The sequence below is a fragment of the Sphingobacterium sp. 2149 genome (assembly GCF_031455655.1).
Lineage (GTDB): Bacteria > Bacteroidota > Bacteroidia > Sphingobacteriales > Sphingobacteriaceae > Sphingobacterium.
The window spans coordinates 292,177-310,850 of the sequence record NZ_JAVDTD010000008.1 but is presented as its reverse complement, the minus strand read 5'-3'; the positions used below and the strand labels follow the sequence as shown (position 1 = coordinate 310,850).

Here is an 18,674-nt window from a genome sequence, read left to right as displayed (position 1 = left end):
ATAGGAAGTTTAGGAACAAACTTCCAAGCCTTTTGTTCTTATTTATTTCATTTTGGGCATAACTGCCTGGAAAGATGGGAGATTCTTTTTCGAAAGGACCCTCCCGGAGCGGAACTGCAGGGACAGATGGCCGGTGAAAGGTTCTGCGGGCAGGGAGGCGGGCGGCCGGCAGCTGCGCTATGACGGAATAGCTGGAGAAGTCGAAGTATGTGAAAGGCACGCCGCCGGGGCTGATGACCGGTATCTTGCCCAGGTTGCATGCAGCAGGCAGCGCCGAGCTAAACGTAAACGGCCGCAAACATGATCGTATCGGGCGGCCAATGGAGGGCATTTAAAGCTACATCATATCATGGGTTAGTTTAGGGTTTAGTTAGGTTTAAGTTAGGGTTAGTTTAGGTTTAGTATAGGTACAAGCTATACTAAACCTAACTTAAGGCTAAGCTATAGGTAAACAAAAACCACACTAAGGGATAAGAAAGTAGTAAATGTGTATTTTTTAGGGATTAAGACACTGCTATAACTAAGGATAACACCCAGGTCAAAGACGAGTCCAACCGCAGCACAAACCTCAGCTTATCTATGCCGAAAAATAGCTTTTAAGAAATAAATATGCGTATGTGTGCAGGATAAAGGAACACAAAGCCCTGTTGCGTAACCAAAATTTACATTATGAAAATGCGTTTAGACCCGTAATATCTTGACCTGTGATCAATAAATGAATATCATGAGTTCCCTCATAGGTAATTACAGACTCCAGGTTCATCATATGCCGCATTATCGGGAAGTCACCGACAATCCCCATTCCACCAAGGATCTGTCTAGATTCTCGTGCAATCTGCAGCGCCATATTGACATTGTTCCTTTTGGCCAAGGAGATTTGCTGTGGTGTCGCGCGTCCTTCATTTTTGAGTACACCTAAACGCCACGATAACAATTGCGCCTTGGTAATTTCCGTAAGAAATTCTGCAAGTTTCTTTTGCTGCAATTGAAAACCAGCAATTGGCTTACCAAACTGATGACGCTCCTGCGCGTACTGAACCGCAGTTTCATAACAATCTATTGCTGCTCCTATAACGCCCCATGAAATCCCATAGCGGGCCGAATTCAAACAGGAAAGCGGTCCCCGCATTGAATTTACACCTGGAAGCACATTTTCTGCCGGGATAAAAACATCATGAAAAACCAGTTCACCTGTTTTGGAGGCGCGCAACGACCATTTATGTAGGGTTTCTGGCGTTTCAAAACCTGCCATTCCACGCTCAACGATCACCCCGCTGACTTTTCCGGACTCATCCCTCGCCCAAACCACAGCAATATCACATACGGGTGAATTTGTGATCCACATCTTGGCTCCATTTAATAAAAAGCCATCACCTTTGGTGGTTAATTTAGTTTCCATTCCACCGGGATCAGACCCATGATTGGGCTCAGTAAGACCAAAAGAGCCGACCAACTCCCCCGACGCCAGCCGCGGCAAATATTTAACACGCTGTTCCTCGCTACCATAGGTGTAAATCGGAAACATCACCAATGAGGATTGCACAGAAGCCGCCGACCGAATGGCCGAGTCACCAGCTTCCAGTTCCTGCATGATTAAGCCATAAGAGATCTGATCCAAACCGGCTCCGCCATATTCAGTCGGAATATAAGGACCCAAGGCTCCAATAGCACCTAATTTAGGCATCAAACCAGCAATAGCACGATGCTCCTGTGCCGCATCCTCAATAAAAGGCTTAATCTCTGCTTTCACAAAATCGCGGACAGACTGCCGTATCAGTTTATGTTCTTCGGACAATAAATCATCCACTTGATAATAATCGGTATTGATCTGTTTAGTCATCATATAGTCTACATTTGCTTATCTAAGATAAAGAATATTTTTTCACTGAACAATATTCAGCATAAACTTGATAACAAAAAATTTATTTCATATATTTAAATCATTCGGCGAATAAAATAAACAATTATGATAAAATCAGCGCTTAAAACACTTGGGATATCTTCTCAAAATTTAGGGTCATCAACTGGACAGCAATGGTTTTCCAAAGGCAAAGAATTCGAGTCCTTTTCACCTGTCGACGGAAAACTCATCGCGAAGATAAAAGGCAGTCATAGTAAAGACTATGAAGCAGTTGTTAAGCAGGCTGCTGATGCTTTTTTACAATGGCGTCTACTGCCCGCTCCGAAAAGAGGGGACATTGTTCGCCAGTTGGGAGACAAACTTCGTGAACTGAAACCCATCCTCGGAAAGTTAGTTTCCTATGAAATGGGTAAATCTTATCAGGAGGGTATGGGCGAAGTACAGGAAATGATAGACATCTGCGATTTCGCTTTGGGCCTATCCCGCCAATTATATGGCAACACCATTCACTCGGAACGCCCGGGGCACCGTATGTACGACCAATATCACCCCTTGGGCGTGGTGGGTGTTATTACCGCATTCAATTTTCCAGTAGCCGTTTGGGCATGGAACACTGCGCTAGCCTTAGTCTGCGGAAATACGGTGGTGTGGAAGCCAAGCGAAAAAACGCCATTATGTGCGCTAGCTTGCCAAAAAATACTTGCAGAAATCTTACATCACAACGGACTACCTGAAGGAATATCCAACCTTATTATAGGCGACAGGCAAGCCGGAGAGTGGCTCACCGCAGACAGTCGCATTGCTTTAATTTCTGCCACAGGCTCTACCCGTATGGGAAAAGAAGTTGCCGTTACTGTAGCGCAACGTCTTGGTAAGACTCTTTTGGAACTTGGCGGTAACAATGCAATCATCGTGACGCCCGATGCAGACTTAAAAATGACCATTATCGGCGCCGTCTTTGGAGCTGTAGGTACAGCTGGACAACGTTGTACAAGCACACGAAGACTTATTGTCCATGAGCGCATTTATGAAGAGGTTAAAAAACAACTGACTAAAGCGTATGGTCAACTAAAAATTGGAGACCCCTTGGATACGAAAAATCATGTAGGACCATTGATCGACAAAGACGCCGTAAAATCATACTTAAACGCACTGGAAAACATTAAAAAACAAGGAGGAGAATTGCTAATTAAGGGAAAGGTTCTTGAAGGTAAGGGATATGAAAGCGGCTGTTATGTGCAGCCAGTCATTGCAGAAGTGGAAAACCATTATGAAATCGTACAGCAAGAGACCTTTGCCCCGATTCTTTATTTGATCAAATATAAGGGCGATATCCGTGCCGCTATAGATCTTCAGAACAGTGTTGGCCAGGGGTTGTCTTCTGCGGTCATGACAAATAATCTGCAGGAAGCTGAGCTGTTTCTAAGTGCTGCCGGCTCTGATTGCGGTATTGCCAATGTCAATATCGGCACTTCAGGGGCCGAAATCGGAGGAGCATTTGGAGGCGAAAAAGAAACCGGTGGCGGTCGGGAATCTGGTTCTGATGCATGGAAAGCCTACATGCGCCGTCAGACAAACACCATCAATTATACGACTGATCTGCCCTTGGCACAAGGGATCAAATTTGATTTATAAACCATTTACACACAAAACTATGAACAACGTACATGAAAGATTAAGCAAACATATATTAGCCGATGGGTTTCCTTTGGTTATGGATATGGAAAAATCCCATGGTTCTTATGTCGTAGATGAAAATGGTGACGAATACCTTGATATGTTCAGCATGTTTGCATCGATGGCCGTGGGCTACAATCACCCCCATTTGGTCAAACAACGTGATTTTTTAGGTAAAATGGCAGTCAATAAACCTGCCATGTCGGATATCTACACGAAAGAGTTTGCTGATTTTGTTGACACATTTGATCGTGTAGCCATACCGAAAGAACTTTCCTATGCCTTTTTCATCTCGGGAGGAACTCTCGCAGTGGAAAACGCTTTAAAAGCTGCCTTCGACTGGAAAACAAGACTGAATTTTGCCCAAGGAATACAAAAAGAAGCGAGCCAGGTAATTCACTTTAGACAGGCATTTCACGGTAGATCTGGCTATACACTTTCCTTAACAAATACACAAGACCCCAGAAAATACCTCTATTTCCCCAAGTTCAACTGGCCACGCATTACCAATCCGAAGCTGAGCTACCCCTTAACAAAGGAACATATTGATCAAACCATTGCTTTGGAGAAACAAGCTGTCTACGAAATACATGAAGCCCTTGTATCGAACCCACATGATATCGCCTGCATCTTAATTGAACCGATTCAGGGTGAAGGCGGCGACAATCATTTCCGGATGGAATTTTTCTTACAACTCCGTAAAATCTGTGACGAAAATCAGATTCTATTGATCTTTGACGAAGTACAGACTGGATTGGGAATCACTGGTAAAATGTGGGCTTACCAACATTACAATGTAATTCCTGATATCATTGCTTTTGGCAAAAAAGCACAGGTATGTGGGATACTGGCCAGCAAAGAGAAATTTGATCAAGTGGAACATCATGTTTTCAAAGAATCAAGTCGTATCAATTCCACATTCGGTGGCGATTTTATGGATATGCTTCGCTTTAAATTAATTCTTGAAGTCATAGAACAGGAAAATCTCGTTCAAAATGCGGCCGAAAAAGGGCGTTACCTCCAAGAGGAGCTCCAGAAGTTGATCGCAAAAAAAACACAGCTGTCTAATTTAAGGGGCGAGGGACTATTTGTTGCATTGGATTTTGCCGCTGAAAGCGGACGCAATGAATTTATCAAGAATGCCTATGCAAATAAGCTTATCATGTTAGGTTGTGGTGAGAAAAGTGTTCGCTTTAGACCGCATCTTAATGTGAGTTATACGGATATCGACAAAACGATAACCCTTATGGAAAAAAGTATTTCCTAAAGGATATGCAATGCTATACTGTTTCGGCGCATGTAGCATTGCATATCTTTTTTTAAAACCTAGCTATCTTTACAGACATTAGGGCGATCAACATCAACCAGTTCCGAAATTCCGTATTCATCAAAACGATCTAAAAGGGCATCGGTGCCCTCCTCGAGTTTATAATCCATCTCTTCCCTATATACTGGAATCATCGCATAAAAATTGATGATATTTCCATCTTTAGTTTTCAACTCCAAAAAATCTTCATCAAAACTTAGCATAGGCGGAAGCAGTAACATACAACCAAACCCAGTATTTGCGATATCTTCGGCTTCCATTCCATTGGGAATGGTATGTCCATAACCTAACCAGGTTTTGTACTCATGTGGAAACCGCGCTAATCTTTTCAAAAAATATACTGGCCAATAATTGTTATCGTCCTGAAATTCTTCTTCCCCTATTTTCCAATCTGCAGGCAACACAACCATTAACTCAGCACGTTCATAAGTTTCCTTATTTTCCACCTCATTCGGAACCTGCATCGGTAAATCACTCATACCTGAAGTGACCAATATATGGTATGGATAGTTTGCACTTGGTTTAATCCAATGCACATCAATATGGACTAGTTCGGAGACAATTTCATGAAACACCATATCGGGTTCGGCAATATATTTTGTCAAGTGTTCCTCTATTTCATCAAGATAGACACATTGGATCTCCGGAAATAAGTTCTTCGGATCGTTATCCTCAGACTGATCTTCATAACGGTATACGGTAGATCCCCCCGGTGTAATTTCCGGATCCTTTTTTTCAGACGCGGATTCTTCCGCTCCACTGCTCATAATTTTTTTGACTTTATCCCAAAATGTCATAGTATCTTATAAATGGTGAAAATTTAAGCGATTATTTTTCTATTCAAATTTTATTCAATTACAGCTACTACAGGCTGTCTAAATCTTGTTTTAACTGGTTTTCCATTAACTTGTGCTGGCATCCATTGCGGCGATTTTCGCATAACGGACAATACAGCTTTTGCAAACTCAGGGCTAACCTTTTCTGGGTTCTCGATTTCGATATTGCAGATAGACCCATCCTCACATACAATAAATTTGAGAATGGCTGTCTGTTTGGGGCCATATTTTGCATAGGCCACACTATCCATTGTTCCAACAGTTCGTGATAAGTCTAGATTATATTGCAAAAACCTGGACCATGCCACTGCCCCGCCTTTAAAATAAGGAAAATTATCAACGTCCTGTGCAATGCTGTCGGCCGGGATATCACGCTTAGCAATCACCTGCGCACTTGCAGAAGTACATACGAACAAGAAAAGTAGAATCGAAAAAAAAGTTTTGAAGCCTGTTAAATACATAACCTATACTAACCATAATCGTACCATTTAACGCTTGCCTACGATCATTTATTGCGTGAAGCAATACACTATTAATTCAGTGGCATATCAACATGAGCAACAAAATCTCCGTTTTCGTTAACAAGAAAGCTAATGGGATGCTCCGGATTCTTAATAATCTCGAACAAAGTCAATCCCCAGGGTTTCCAAAAATTTTCCAGCACCTGGCCATAGGTTTTATTTTGCCAAGGATCAAAAATAGGTTTCATCGACATATCAGCTAATGGCATCGGCTCTACATATACTTTCTGTGGTGTATTTAAGTAAGTATAATCTGGCAAACGATTAAATAAGTAGGCTGAATAAAAATAGCGCGCACACAATTCCTCAAATTGGATAGGGTGCAATGTTTTACCCGAAATGATTTTCAGGATATCTTCATGATAAATATTGTTTGTAGCATTATCTTGCAGACAGGCTACTAAGGCAAAGTCTTTCATACGAATAGAGAAGATCAATGTGTTGATTTCGTCCCGATACATAAATGTATCGGGCGCATTCTCCACAGGTACAACAACCAGTGAAAATGGAAACGTGTTTTCAAACTCCATTGGTACGACCAATGATTGCAACATCGCATGCAAATTTGTAAAACGCTGTGCAAGCGCCTGTGAAAAATTCATCTCCTCTCCCGAAGCTTTTTGTTGGCGAATTCCTGCAAGAATTTCATTAAAAACTACGCCATAAATAATTTTTGTCATCCATTGAAACAACAGTAGCGGATCCAACTGCTTAACCGCCTCATACCCCTGCTCAAATGACTGCTCTACCAACCGTTCCATTTGCTCAATAGCCGCTGCCGCCGCCATGGAACAAGGTAGTTTCAACGATTTGTAAGTCACCAGATTTTCATCTAGCATTTTAAAAGGTTTATCTTCCAATTGAAAGGATTTCATCATCCACACTGGAAAGACCTGAATGGATTCTTCTTCCGACTGAAGCTTACTTCCTGTTAAAAAACAAATATCTGAATCAAACTGAAATTGTTTGAAAGGATTATACAAAGTTGTCGCCATAATGCGGACAAAGTTAAAACAAATCGAAAAGTCCACAAGAAAAGCAAATTCTTATTACGAAAGGGTGACTCGTAGAGTACAACTTATTTTATTTTCAGAAATTTTTGAAAATTCAAAAACTTTAAATAACTTTGGTCTAACAAATTCACAGGATGCTGTAAATAAGCTGAACGTAAGAATCGCTTAAGGAAAAATTTAAATACGAACAAAAAGAAAGCTTAATGGAATTACAAGAAGCAAAACAACAATTCATAGACACATGGGGAGCTTTAGGTTCTGAATGGGGCATCAACAAATCTGTCGCTCAGGTTCATGCATTACTCCTCTCGGCAAGTAACCCCATGTCTACCGACGAGATTATGGAAAAGTTGGTTATCTCGCGGGGGAACGCCAATATGAGTATCCGACAATTGATCGACTACGGGATAGTTTACAAAAAACATATTGCCGGCGACAGGAAAGAATATTTTGTTGCGGAGAAAGAAGTCTTAAAATGGGCCATGAAAATTGCGGTCATGCGTAAGCAGAAAGAACTCGACCCTGTCATGGACATTCTAAAAGATATAAGCCGAAATACGGAAAAAGATCAGACAGCAGAGGGCAAAGAGTTTCACAAAACGGTCAAAGACATCCAGAATCTGACGGATCAACTCGAAACTATTGCCAACAAAATTTTCAATACAAGCGGCGGAGATTTATTGATTAAATTCATCAAACTAATGATGTAGCATTATGAACTTTAATATCTTAGCTTACACAGTCTATGGCCTACTCACCTGTTATATCATCATTTGGGTGGGGCGGTTATTCCACAGAAACGGCCGGATTTTTATCCTATCGCTCTTTCGACTGGATATCAACTTGGCCGATACGACTAACAATCTATTGCTCCTAGGATATTATCTGCTCAACATTGGCTATGCCATCTTACAATTTAGTTACTGGAAACAAATCGCATCATTTGATGAACTAATCAGCAGTATTGCATTCAAAACAGGAAGATTGCTTTTTGTCCTTGTTGGCTTACATTACATCAATATGCTCGCTATTTATTTCTTCGGAAAAAGAAAAAATTCATTAACCATTAAACATTAATATCATGGGAAATTTAACCGTTATCGGGTACTTTATTTACCTACCCATTGCACTAGGATTAACCTATTATGTCGCCTACGTGCTTTTCAAAAATAGTATAGTGTACATGGATGATATCTTCGCCGGCAGGCCGGAGGTAGCCCATGCGACTAATAATCTTTTCCGCATCGGATTCTACCTGATGAATTTGGGATTTGCGCTTTATATCCTTGAAATCAGCCTTTACAAGCCAAGTGTTCAGCAACTCATTGAGCGCCTGAGCTATAAAATCGGTGGGTTTAGCATATATCTTGGTGTGATGCTTTTCCTCAATATGTTTCTCTTCTTTAGGGGCAAACGAATCGCTAAACAAAGAAGAGCATTGGATACTACTTACGATAGCTAATCTGAAAAGTTCTCAAATAGAAATACCATGGATAAAATAGTCATTGCTGGAGGGACAGGTTTTGTTGGACAATATCTTTCCAAGAGATTTCAAACTTTAGGTTTTCAAGTTGTCGTGATTGGGCGACGACGGGGCACTATTCAATGGACTGATCACTCCAGTATTTCTGATGCTCTGGAAAATGCGGCTATCCTAATCAATCTAGCTGGAAAATCTGTCAACTGTCGATACACTGAAAAAAATAAAGCCGAAATATTTTCTTCGAGAACAGATACGACATCGATTCTCGGTGAGCTAATAGCAGGCTGTACCAATCCACCAAAATTATGGCTAAATTCTAGCACTGCCACCATTTACCGTCACGCTGAGGACCGTCCGATGACTGAAAGTTCGGGTGAAATCGGAACAGGATTTTCCGTTGATGTTGCCATGCTGTGGGAAAAAACCTTTTTCGATTTTAAATTACCGCAGACTAGACAGGTAGCACTCCGTATGGCCATTGTACTGGGGCCGGATGGCGGCGTTATACATCCTTTTAAAAACCTGGTCCGTTTTGGCCTCGGTGGTATACAGGGTAATGGCCGGCAATATTTTAGCTGGATCCATATCGAAGATCTTTTTCAGATCATCCAGTTCTTACAAAGCCATGACAACATTAGTGGTGTCATCAATTGTGCGGCTCCCCATCCGATTACAAATAAAACCTTTATGGACACCTTTCGCCAGATCATGCATCGTAAATTTGGGCTACCTTCTCCCAAATGGCTACTGGAGATAGGAGCTGCTTTGATCGGTACGGAAACAGAGCTCCTTTTGAAAAGTCGTTGGGTATTACCGGAAAGATTGGAAAATCATGCTTACAGATTCAACTTTCCTACCATTTCGAGTGCGCTGGAGGATATTCTGCAACCTGGTTAACAGTCGAAAAGATAACAACGTGGGGTACACTGGCTTATCCCACGTTAACTTTAAAATTTTCAAATACAAGCGGCGCATTAACAATAGTGCCTTCGTTATTTTTCACGCCTTTGAACTCCGAAGTTTTACCTTTCTCCAACAGGTTCTTCATCTCCTTTTCGTCAAGAAAGATACCGTTCAATGTTCGCCAGATCTTAAAATCACATCCACGGGCATAATGGTCACATTGGGCGACTTTATCATAGAGCAAAATTAACCCACTCTCACATTTCGGACATTTTATTTTTCCTTTCTGCTGGGGTTTAACTTCCTCCTGCGCAAGTGAAATCCGCAGCGTCAAAAGTTCTTTAGTAATTTTGACGGTGTAATCCTTAATATGTTTCATAAAAACATCATAGGAAACCTTATTGGCCCGCATTTCCTCCAGCTTCTGTTCCCATTTACCTGTCAAGGTTACCTTGGCAATGGAACGATCTTTCACAAGGTTATACACGGCCAGTCCTTTTTCTGTTGGGATCAGTTTTTTCTTATCGCGCTTTATGTAGTCACGTTGAAAAAGTGTCTCAATGGTTGCAGCACGTGTAGCTGGGGTACCTAGGCCACAGTCTTTCATGGCCTGACGCATTTCATCGTCTTCAATTTCCTTTCCCGAAGTTTCCATGGCCTTCAATAATGAGGCTTCGGTATGTATGGGTCTGGCTTTGGTAAAACGTTCGGCAAGTTCGAGGGTCAGAATCTGCAATAATTCTTCGGCTAACAGCTTCGGTAATTGCGCATTTTCGTTGTCCTGATCCTCATTGTTCTTATCTTCATCCGGCGCTTCGATCTGCTCTGCAGACAACCGCCAGCCGTATTGCTTGATCACAGTACCTTTGGCAATGAGCTCAACACCTTGTGCATCTATCGTAACGGTAGTAATATCTTTTATACATACTTCCGAAAAACTTTCGACCATGCGCTTGGCAATCATATTGTAGATATTCTGCTGCTCTTTCAGCATGGGTCCGGGCTTTTCATCCGTCACTAACAGGGCATGGTGATCCGTTACCTTTTTATCATCGACAGAACGCTTATTCAATTTCGCGCCGATCAGATTTTTTGCGATTGATGCAATGGACTCTTCTGCTGTATCTGCCAAATGTTGAAAAAGTGTACCAATTTCTTCAAAAACATCTTCACCAATATAACGGGAACCAGTACGCGGATAAGTAATAACCTTCTTTTCGTACAGTGTTTGCGCAATACTGAGCGTCTGATCGGCCGAATAACCATATTTTTTATTCGCATCCTGTTGCAGCGATGTTAAATCAAACAACAGCGGTGGTTGCTCTTTTGTTTCTTTGGCTTCTACCCGTGCCACCCGTGCATTGGAACCAACCGTGAGTCGCGCAACGGTTTGTTCAGCGACATCCTTTTTATCGATCTTAGCAGAGGTAGCTTTAAAACTGATATTGTCTTTTTCAAACCCGGCCTGGATTTTATAAAATGCCTGCGGTTTAAAGTCTTTATTTTCCAGATAGCGCGAACAGATCATGGCCAAAGTTGGTGTCTGCACGCGACCTAAAGAAAGTAGGCCTTTATTACCAGCTGCTAACGTGATGGCTTGCGTTGCATTGATACCGATCAGCCAGTCCGACTCCGAGCGTGAGCGGGCAGACATGTAGAGGCTATCGTATTCAGTACCTTCCTTCAAATTGGCAAACCCCTCCTTAATGGCTTTATCCGTTTGGCTTGAAATCCACAAGCGTTTAAACGGCACTTTAGACCCTAAAAAATAATATATATTGCGAAAGATCAATTCGCCTTCCCGTCCGGCATCGGTAGCCACAATGATTTCTTCGGCCTGATCCAAAAGGGATTTAATGGTATTGAGCTGCTTTACTGCTCCAGTATCGTCCATCTGCTTGCCATCACGCTTCACCTTTTTCGACTCCAGTTTAAAAGTTTGTGGAATGATGGGCAAGTTTGAGATTGTCCACGAATTATATCCGTAGGCCTGAGGTGTACAGAGTTGGACCAAATGTCCGAAAGCATACGTAAAAGCATACCCATTACCGGCAATATACCCGTCTTTGACTTCCTTCGCCCCCATCACCCGAGCTAGATCACGTGCCACGGAGGGCTTTTCAGCAATTACAACCTTCATTTTAGCTATGAGATATTAGATGTTAGATGTTAGTCGATCGAAGGTATCGTTATTCCCTTGATCTTACGATACAGCTCTATCGCATAAACGTCGGTCATGCCTGAGACAAAATCCAATACGCAACGGATCTTCGAATACGAATCTTGTTTTTCTGTATAAAATTGTTCAGGAATTAAAGCGACAAGTTTCTTATCGTAATTATTCTTATTCTTCTTGAGGTACGCTGGAACAAATTCTTTTAAAAGTGCATCCATCACCCGATAGCCAGCAATCTCAATCTGTACAACCGTGGGAGCATTGTAGATTTTTGCGATAGAAATCTTCGAGATTTTGTTCATCTGTGCAACAATTTCTTCATCAAGTGCATCCATTAGCGCGGATCCGAATGTTCCAGACAAGAATTTGTCCTGTTCACGTACAAAGACGTCAACACATCCTTTAATCAAGGTGTTGATAGCTTTGGCCCGCAACAATGCTACTCGGCTCGGCGTATCCAGCAGACCGTCGAGTCTGTCGCGAAGATTCTCTTTACCACATAGCGGCAATAGCAACTCTTCCACTTCTTGATAGGACAAAATCTTCAGATGATGAGCATCTTCCAAGTCTATAATATTGTAACAGATATCATCTGCAGCCTCCACCAGATAAACCAACGGATGTCTCAGATAGCCTTTTGGATTAGAAGGATCTTTTAATAAGCCCAATTCATTGGCGATTTTTTCGAATGCTTTTTGCTCTTCTGTAAAAAAGCCATACTTCTTGCGGTGATGACTTTTCTTAAGATGCCCATCAATGGCTAGACATGGATATTTCACGATGGAAGCCAAGGAAGTATATGTCAATGCAAATCCTTTGGGATCTTTGCCCTGAAAGGCATGTGTCAGGATACGTAAGGCATTTGCATTTCCTTCAAAATGGGTTAAATCGGCCCATTCCTCAGCCGTAACCTGCTCTTGGTATTTACGCCCGTCTCCGTCTGTGAAGTAAGTCGATATGGCGGACTCACCCGAGTGGCCAAAGGCAGGATTACCCAAGTCATGTGAAAGGCATGCTGCAGAAATAATATTGCCGACTTCCTGAAGAAACGGATAATCCGCATCAAGATTGGGGTTTTCCTCTTTCAACTTCGCATAAAACATACGTCCCAAAGAGCGTCCAACACTGGCTACTTCCAAACTATGGGTCAATCTATTGTGAACGAATACAGCGCCAGGTAGCGGAAAAACCTGTGTTTTATTCTGTAATCTTCGAAATGGGGAAGAAAAGATCAAACGATCGTAATCCCGTTGAAATTCCGACCGCGCCACGAGATAGCTATCTACGCTCCGATCTTCGTAACCCCAGCGCTTTGCGGAGAGCAAATCTTTCCAATTCATTTTTTCAGACATAGCGCAAACTTAGATAAATTTGCACTTAAATACAATTATAATCCTTGCGGCACTGCCCCAAAATTACCCTAAACATCTTTGGCCCACATTCACTGCTGACTTCTTTCTTTCCTTATTAAATTGCGATTTTTATACCAGAATTCTCGGTTGAATGGTAGCAAATTTTATAGATGCCCGCGATCAAAGTCATTTTTATACTGGTTATATTCTGTATCTTTATGCTACAATACCAATAGGGATCAATCATGACAAAATATCAAACACTTATTCCAAAACATTTTGAAGGTACAATTGACGGCAAAAACACGCATTTGCTCTTATTAAAAAATGAAGGGGGCATGCAAGTCCTCTTAACTGACTACGGCGCACGTATTGTCAGTATTTTGGTTCCTGACAACAAAGGAAATTTGGTAGACGTTGCACTGGGTTTTGATTCTATTCAAGCCTATCTCGATTCAGACGAGAAATACCATGGTTGTACTGCAGGGCGTTTCGCAAATCGCATTGCAGATGGTAAATTTGAAATCAACGGGAAGCATTACACACTTCCTCAAAACAATGGCAATAATTGTCTTCATGGCGGTATATCGGGTTTTCATGACAAGGTTTGGGATAGAAGGGTTACCTATCAATCGCACGTCGAATTTTATTATGTTTCTCCAGATGGTGAGGAAGGTTTTCCTGGGAACCTAAAAGTGATGGTTTCCTATACCTTATCGCGAAATAATGAGATCATTATTAAATATCATGCGCAATCGGATGCTGATACACATATCAACTTAACCAACCATACCTACTTCAATCTGGACGGGGAAGGTAGCGGTGACGTATTGCAGCAGATCCTTCAGATCAATTCAGATGAAGTTTTATTTGTAGACGAGAATCAGATACCGAATGCAATAGTACCCGTAGAAGGCACAGCTTTTGATTTCCGCATCCCGAAACCTATTGTTCAGGACATCGCAGCTAACAATGAACAATTAATTGCTGCGAAAGGATACGACCATTGTTATGTCAATAATCAGCCCATCTCCCTGCCCTGTGCGACAGCATATTCGAAAAATACAGGCATTCAGCTGGATGTTTTCACCACTGAACCAGGTGTACAGCTTTATACAGCAAACTGGATGACGGGAAATGATTATGGTAAAACAGGCCATAAGTACCTCCCCTATGCCGGATTTTGTCTGGAAACGCAGCATTTTCCGGATACGCCCAACCAAGCAGACTTTCCTTCTACTTTGTTGAAAGCCGGAGAGTCATTTGACTCCGAGACGCACTTTAAGTTCTCAATAAAAAAATAGCAAAATAGGCCGGCCGGTAAGCATGTGCTTACCGGCCGGCCTATTTTGCTATGTGATGTCTTTTTCCAAGAAGACAACAGTACCTTTTATTTTAGAAGATCGTCTATTGCAGAATTAACTTTGTCAAAACAAAAAGTCGCTTTGACCTCTTCAAACATACGTTGAATCTGATCATTGCATAGATTTCCAATACTCCCTTCGTGGGTATGATTTACTTCTTTCGATGGCTTGAAGCGCCCTTCATCAATATCAATACCTATAGTACGATAGGCTTCACGGAACGGCACCCCTTTAAGGACTTCATTGTTTACCACTTCTACGGAAAACAGATAATCATATTTTGGATCGTCCAGGATATTCTCTTTAACGGAAATATTTTCCAACATGAAGGTTGCAATTTCAAGACATTCATTGAGTGATTTAAAAGCCGGGAATAAATTCTCTTTTAACAACTGAAGATCCCTATGGTAACCGGATGGCAAATTTGTTGTCATCAATGCAATCTCATTTGGCAATGCTTGAATCTTGTTACAGCGCGATCGGATCAACTCAAAGACATCAGGATTTTTCTTATGCGGCATAATACTCGATCCTGTGGTCAAATGTGCAGGAAATGAGATAAAGCCAAAATTCTGGTTAATATAAAGACAGACGTCCATGGCAAACTTAGCTAGGGTTGCGGCTATTGAACTCATACCCTGTGCCAAGATACGTTCGGTTTTACCCCGTCCCATCTGCGCATAGACCACATTATAATTGAGATCCTCAAACCCCAACAATTTCGTGGTCAGGGTCCTATTTAAAGGGAAAGATGATCCATAACCTGCAGCGGATCCCAACGGATTTTTGTTACAAACCTTCCAGGCTGCACGCATCATCTCCAGATCATCAACAAGGCTTTCGGCGTAAGCACCAAACCACAACCCAAAAGATGAAGGCATGGCGATCTGCAAATGGGTGTAACCAGGAATGAGGATATGCTTGTACTGCTCGCTGAGTTTTATTAATTCGCTAAAAAACGCTTCTGTATTGTGGATGATATGTTGAATTTCGGAGCGAAAGTATAACTTTAGATCGACCAATACCTGATCATTACGGGATCTGCCGGAATGGATTTTTTTACCTGCCTCACCGATACGCTGTGTAAGCAGCATTTCAACCTGCGAGTGCACGTCTTCCACAGATTCTTCAATGCGAAAATCTCCAGCAAGGATTTCGCTATAGATATTTTTTAGCTCTTTCTGTACGAGCGCCAGGTCCTCATCCGTCATGAGGTCTATACTGTTCAACATACGTGTATGAGCCAATGAGCCCAAAACATCTGCAGCAGCAAGTTGCAGATCCATGACCCGGTCATTGCCCACAGTAAACGATTCTACAAAAGAATCTACATCTATATTTTTTTGCCAGATTTTCATTCTTCTAATTTTTTTAAATGCTATTTTGATCAAAAGCTTATGGCAGGTTTAGGATGGATTGAAGCTCCTGATAATTTTATGACATCCGATTTTTACAAAAATACCAATTGCAAATGGTTATATCAATGCAAAGATTGCATACATTTTTTGGATGACTTCGTTAAAAAATGGAAAAATAGCGTCGTTAAAATAGGCTATTACAAAAAAAATAAAATGTTAAAAGTTTGTTAAATCGCGATAAACACACATTATAAGTAACCACTCACTTTATTTTTAAAAGTTATTTTGTCAGTTTTTTAAGTATTCCTATGTTTGTAGTGTAAGGGAGATGAAAAAATAGAAGATGGTAGGGTTAGTAAATACTTACCGCTTTAAATACACCGAAATTTCAAACCAAATATGATAGACCTCAAAGTCTTAAAACTTGAAAGAAATTACCTAACCAATTGTGAATCGAAATTTAAAGGCACGTCAAACCAAGATGTGCCTTTTTTCTTTTTTGGCTTATTTTATTTTTCAATCCGTATTCTCCATTCTTTTCGAACTGGCGCGTTATCGCGGTATTTTTTGTCAACTAAGTGACAAGAGGTCAATCCAAAGTTCTCTTTTAATTGAAATTTTGGCTATTTTTGTTTGACACAATTGAGCATATTCAATACATAAAACGTATACGATGGGAACAGAAAGCAAGAGACAGCAACGTTTTGCTGGGGTGATTCAACAGGATTTAGCGGCATTATTTCAGCGCGATGGTAATTCATGGGCTCCCGGAGCATTTATTACGGTTACACGTGTTCGTGTTACGCCAGATTTGGCGATAGCACGCGTTTACGTGAGCTTTTTAAACACCAAGACAGCACAGGAAGGTATTCAGGCCATTCGTTCCAAAACAGCTGAAATACGTTACAAACTAGGTGCAAAAATTAAGAACCAAGTAAAGATCGTTCCTCAATTGGAATTTTTCCTTGACGATACCAACGAGTATGTTGAACACATGGACAAACTATTTGATGAAATCAGTAAAGAGCCACGTCAACCCGAATAACATCCTCTTTCGCAGTATGCTAAACAACAATGGTATTTGAACTGGATACTAAAAAACTTGAATTTCCACACCCAAGCTATGCAGAAGCAGATGGTTTACTTGCTGTAGGTGGGAATCTTTCCGTCGATCGCCTGCTACTCGCCTATAGTAACGGAATTTTCCCTTGGTTTGACGAGCTCAGTCCTATTCTTTGGTATGCCCCAAACCCTCGATTCGTGATCGATCCGCGCAAAATAAAAATCAGCAAGAGCATGGCGAGCGTCCTTCGGAAAAATATATTTTCGTTCTCGATAGACCGCAACTTTAAAGCAGTCATTCATCATTGCGCGACTATGAATAGAAAAGATCAGGCAGGTACCTGGATTACGGCGGACATGATAGATGCCTATAGCAAACTTGCTTCACTGGGCTATGCCCACTCGGTGGAGGTATGGCAAAACAATTTGCTGGTTGGGGGACTTTACGGTGTATTAATTAATGGTGTATTTTGTGGCGAAAGTATGTTTTCTAAAGTCGCCAACGCATCGAAGGCAGCGCTGATTTACCTTGCCCAAGAAATCGAATTACATCTAATTGATTGCCAGTTTCATACCAGTCATCTGGAAAGTATGGGCGGAGAATATCTTTCGCTGACAGATTATTTAGCTATATTAACAAAAAAGCACAACGATGAGTAGTCCATATCGCAAACATTTTGACATCGCGCCAGCGGTCACCTACCTAACAACACCGGGATCGGGCTTACTTTCACGTGAAACAAAGGCGTGGCGCGCCAAGAGAGACCAAGATTTCTTTGATTCAAACTCGAACTTACGTGAACAGCAGGGCGCGACCTTGGATGCCTGCCGCGCTACACTAGGTACATTTTTCAATTGTCCTTCCCAAAATGTCTTCTTATCCAGTTGTTTTTCCTTTGCTTTCAATGCACTGTTGGCCGGTTTACCTAAGCAATCTAAGGTTCTGCTACTGAATAATGATTATCCTTCCGTTAATTTCCCAACAATTTTAAGTGGTTTTGAACATCAGTTTGTGACGATGGACGAACAACTGGAAGCAAATGTATTGGATACAATCGCTACATTTAAGCCCGATGTATTCATCCTCTCCATTGTTCAATATATTTCGGGATTAAAAATAGATCTATCCTTCATACAGGAATTGAAGCATCAACATCCTGAACTACTGATTGTGGGTGATGGCACTCAATTTCTTGGAACAGACCTTTTTGATTTCACACTTTCTGGATTTGATGCTGTATTATCAAGTGGATATAAATGGCTTATGGCTGGCTTTGGCAATGGTTTTGTGCTCTTAAGCGAACGACTCAAAGCGATGCTCTATGCGAGTATTCAGAAAAATTACAGCTTTCTCAACAACCAATGGATGAATAAATCTGTGGTACAACTCTGTTTCGAGCCCGGCCATTTGGATACGTTGTCACACGGAACGTTGCAGCAGTCTCTAATCCAATTGGAGCAGTGGGGATTTTCAGAAACAGTGAACTATACGCAAAAATTGATCGCGGATGCCCGTGCTGAGCTTTCCGACAGAAATCTGTTGTTGGACAGTATCACCAATAGGCATCCGCAGAGTAATATTTTTAATATACAGATCGACCACGACTATTATCAAGCCTTTCTGGATGAAGGCATAAAATGCTTTCCGCGAGGTTCGGGAATCCGTGTTGGATTTCATTTATACAACGATCACTCGGATCTTGAAAGGCTATTATATATTATTGACACCAAAGTAAAATAA

18 protein-coding genes are annotated in these 18,674 nt (G+C 41.4%); 11 read left to right on the top strand and 7 right to left on the bottom strand.

What is annotated here, in order from left to right:
* A partial coding sequence (locus J2X77_RS13815) for a hypothetical protein (protein ID WP_310081182.1) occupies positions 1-183 on the top strand: 183 nt, incomplete at its 5' end.
* Positions 184-667: 484 nt separating this feature from the next.
* Here the strand turns inward: J2X77_RS13815 and J2X77_RS13810 are convergent.
* Entirely contained in the window at positions 668-1,843 is a 1,176-nt protein-coding gene (locus J2X77_RS13810) for an acyl-CoA dehydrogenase family protein (protein ID WP_209577813.1), read from the bottom strand.
* Positions 1,844-1,966: 123 nt separating this feature from the next.
* Here J2X77_RS13810 and J2X77_RS13805 point away from each other — a divergent pair, with 123 nt between their 5' ends.
* Together J2X77_RS13805 and lat are read left to right on the top strand one after the other, a co-directional pair.
* Positions 1,967-3,496 (top strand): aldehyde dehydrogenase family protein, encoded by a 1,530-nt coding sequence (locus tag J2X77_RS13805; protein ID WP_209577812.1) that lies wholly within the window; start codon positions 1,967-1,969, stop codon positions 3,494-3,496.
* 19 nt (positions 3,497-3,515) lie between these two features.
* Positions 3,516-4,805, top strand: coding sequence for an L-lysine 6-transaminase (lat, locus tag J2X77_RS13800; protein WP_209577811.1), 1,290 nt, complete (start codon positions 3,516-3,518; stop codon positions 4,803-4,805).
* Between the two features lie 59 nt (positions 4,806-4,864).
* Here the strand turns inward: lat and J2X77_RS13795 are convergent, their stop codons facing one another.
* The 3 genes from J2X77_RS13795 to J2X77_RS13785 form a co-directional block, all read right to left on the bottom strand.
* Complete coding sequence (locus J2X77_RS13795; protein WP_209577810.1) at positions 4,865-5,632, bottom strand: suppressor of fused domain protein; 768 nt, start codon at positions 5,630-5,632, stop codon at positions 4,865-4,867.
* A gap of 80 nt (positions 5,633-5,712) precedes the next feature.
* Entirely contained in the window at positions 5,713-6,162 is a 450-nt protein-coding gene (locus tag J2X77_RS13790; protein ID WP_209577809.1) for an energy transducer TonB, read from the bottom strand.
* A gap of 71 nt (positions 6,163-6,233) precedes the next feature.
* Positions 6,234-7,217: a hypothetical protein gene (locus tag J2X77_RS13785; RefSeq protein ID WP_209577808.1), complete on the bottom strand. Its 984-nt coding sequence runs from the start codon at positions 7,215-7,217 to the stop codon at positions 6,234-6,236.
* A gap of 221 nt (positions 7,218-7,438) precedes the next feature.
* Here J2X77_RS13785 and J2X77_RS13780 point away from each other — a divergent pair, with 221 nt between their 5' ends.
* From J2X77_RS13780 to J2X77_RS13765, 4 genes are read left to right on the top strand one after another with little or no spacing between them, the layout of a single operon-like run.
* The gene (locus J2X77_RS13780) at positions 7,439-7,945 is read left to right on the top strand and encodes a GbsR/MarR family transcriptional regulator (RefSeq protein ID WP_209577807.1); all 507 of its coding nucleotides are present in this window, start codon (positions 7,439-7,441) and stop codon (positions 7,943-7,945) included.
* 4 nt (positions 7,946-7,949) lie between these two features.
* The gene (locus tag J2X77_RS13775) at positions 7,950-8,312 is read left to right on the top strand and encodes a hypothetical protein (RefSeq protein ID WP_209577806.1); all 363 of its coding nucleotides are present in this window, start codon (positions 7,950-7,952) and stop codon (positions 8,310-8,312) included.
* 4 nt (positions 8,313-8,316) lie between these two features.
* On the top strand, positions 8,317-8,697 hold the full coding sequence (locus J2X77_RS13770) for a hypothetical protein (protein ID WP_209577805.1): 381 nt from the start codon (positions 8,317-8,319) through the stop codon (positions 8,695-8,697).
* A 27-nt stretch (positions 8,698-8,724) separates the two neighbouring features.
* The gene (locus tag J2X77_RS13765; protein WP_209577804.1) at positions 8,725-9,615 is read left to right on the top strand and encodes a TIGR01777 family oxidoreductase; all 891 of its coding nucleotides are present in this window, start codon (positions 8,725-8,727) and stop codon (positions 9,613-9,615) included.
* A gap of 34 nt (positions 9,616-9,649) precedes the next feature.
* On the opposite strand, the gene J2X77_RS13760 is transcribed toward J2X77_RS13765, so the two are convergent.
* Both J2X77_RS13760 and J2X77_RS13755 read right to left on the bottom strand, forming a co-directional pair.
* Positions 9,650-11,761, bottom strand: coding sequence for a type IA DNA topoisomerase (locus tag J2X77_RS13760; protein WP_209577803.1), 2,112 nt, complete (start codon positions 11,759-11,761; stop codon positions 9,650-9,652).
* A gap of 29 nt (positions 11,762-11,790) precedes the next feature.
* Complete coding sequence (locus tag J2X77_RS13755; protein ID WP_209577802.1) at positions 11,791-13,149, bottom strand: deoxyguanosinetriphosphate triphosphohydrolase; 1,359 nt, start codon at positions 13,147-13,149, stop codon at positions 11,791-11,793.
* 245 nt (positions 13,150-13,394) lie between these two features.
* Here J2X77_RS13755 and J2X77_RS13750 point away from each other — a divergent pair, with 245 nt between their 5' ends.
* The gene (locus J2X77_RS13750; protein ID WP_293938523.1) at positions 13,395-14,453 is read left to right on the top strand and encodes an aldose epimerase family protein; all 1,059 of its coding nucleotides are present in this window, start codon (positions 13,395-13,397) and stop codon (positions 14,451-14,453) included.
* Positions 14,454-14,539: 86 nt separating this feature from the next.
* Here J2X77_RS13750 and argH read toward each other — a convergent pair whose 3' ends face one another.
* Positions 14,540-15,871 (bottom strand): argininosuccinate lyase, encoded by a 1,332-nt coding sequence (gene argH, locus J2X77_RS13745; protein WP_310081174.1) that lies wholly within the window; start codon positions 15,869-15,871, stop codon positions 14,540-14,542.
* 673 nt (positions 15,872-16,544) lie between these two features.
* On the opposite strand from argH, the gene rbfA reads away from it, so the two are divergent.
* From rbfA to J2X77_RS13730, 3 genes are read left to right on the top strand one after another with little or no spacing between them, the layout of a single operon-like run.
* Positions 16,545-16,916 (top strand): 30S ribosome-binding factor RbfA, encoded by a 372-nt coding sequence (rbfA, locus tag J2X77_RS13740; protein WP_209577799.1) that lies wholly within the window; start codon positions 16,545-16,547, stop codon positions 16,914-16,916.
* Positions 16,917-16,945: 29 nt separating this feature from the next.
* On the top strand, positions 16,946-17,593 hold the full coding sequence (gene aat, locus J2X77_RS13735; RefSeq protein ID WP_209577798.1) for a leucyl/phenylalanyl-tRNA--protein transferase: 648 nt from the start codon (positions 16,946-16,948) through the stop codon (positions 17,591-17,593).
* Entirely contained in the window at positions 17,586-18,674 is a 1,089-nt protein-coding gene (locus J2X77_RS13730) for an aminotransferase class V-fold PLP-dependent enzyme (protein ID WP_209577797.1), read from the top strand. The genes aat and J2X77_RS13730 overlap by 8 nt, the downstream gene beginning before the upstream one ends.

Bases quoted from the DNA above. Each gene is read 5' to 3' on its own strand.
- J2X77_RS13810 (WP_209577813.1), bottom strand. From the start codon at position 1,843: ATGATGACTAAACAGATCAATACCGATTATTATCAAGTGGATGATTTA.
- J2X77_RS13805 (WP_209577812.1), top strand. From the start codon at position 1,967: ATGATAAAATCAGCGCTTAAAACACTTGGGATATCTTCTCAAAATTTA.
- lat (WP_209577811.1), top strand. From the start codon at position 3,516: ATGAACAACGTACATGAAAGATTAAGCAAACATATATTAGCCGATGGG.
- J2X77_RS13795 (WP_209577810.1), bottom strand. From the start codon at position 5,632: ATGAGCAGTGGAGCGGAAGAATCCGCGTCTGAAAAAAAGGATCCGGAA.
- J2X77_RS13790 (WP_209577809.1), bottom strand. From the start codon at position 6,162: ATGTATTTAACAGGCTTCAAAACTTTTTTTTCGATTCTACTTTTCTTG.
- J2X77_RS13785 (WP_209577808.1), bottom strand. From the start codon at position 7,217: ATGGCGACAACTTTGTATAATCCTTTCAAACAATTTCAGTTTGATTCA.
- J2X77_RS13780 (WP_209577807.1), top strand. From the start codon at position 7,439: ATGGAATTACAAGAAGCAAAACAACAATTCATAGACACATGGGGAGCT.
- J2X77_RS13775 (WP_209577806.1), top strand. From the start codon at position 7,950: ATGAACTTTAATATCTTAGCTTACACAGTCTATGGCCTACTCACCTGT.
- J2X77_RS13770 (WP_209577805.1), top strand. From the start codon at position 8,317: ATGGGAAATTTAACCGTTATCGGGTACTTTATTTACCTACCCATTGCA.
- J2X77_RS13765 (WP_209577804.1), top strand. From the start codon at position 8,725: ATGGATAAAATAGTCATTGCTGGAGGGACAGGTTTTGTTGGACAATAT.
- J2X77_RS13760 (WP_209577803.1), bottom strand. From the start codon at position 11,761: ATGAAGGTTGTAATTGCTGAAAAGCCCTCCGTGGCACGTGATCTAGCT.
- J2X77_RS13755 (WP_209577802.1), bottom strand. From the start codon at position 13,149: ATGTCTGAAAAAATGAATTGGAAAGATTTGCTCTCCGCAAAGCGCTGG.
- J2X77_RS13750 (WP_293938523.1), top strand. From the start codon at position 13,395: ATGACAAAATATCAAACACTTATTCCAAAACATTTTGAAGGTACAATT.
- argH (WP_310081174.1), bottom strand. From the start codon at position 15,871: ATGAAAATCTGGCAAAAAAATATAGATGTAGATTCTTTTGTAGAATCG.
- rbfA (WP_209577799.1), top strand. From the start codon at position 16,545: ATGGGAACAGAAAGCAAGAGACAGCAACGTTTTGCTGGGGTGATTCAA.
- aat (WP_209577798.1), top strand. From the start codon at position 16,946: ATGGTATTTGAACTGGATACTAAAAAACTTGAATTTCCACACCCAAGC.
- J2X77_RS13730 (WP_209577797.1), top strand. From the start codon at position 17,586: ATGAGTAGTCCATATCGCAAACATTTTGACATCGCGCCAGCGGTCACC.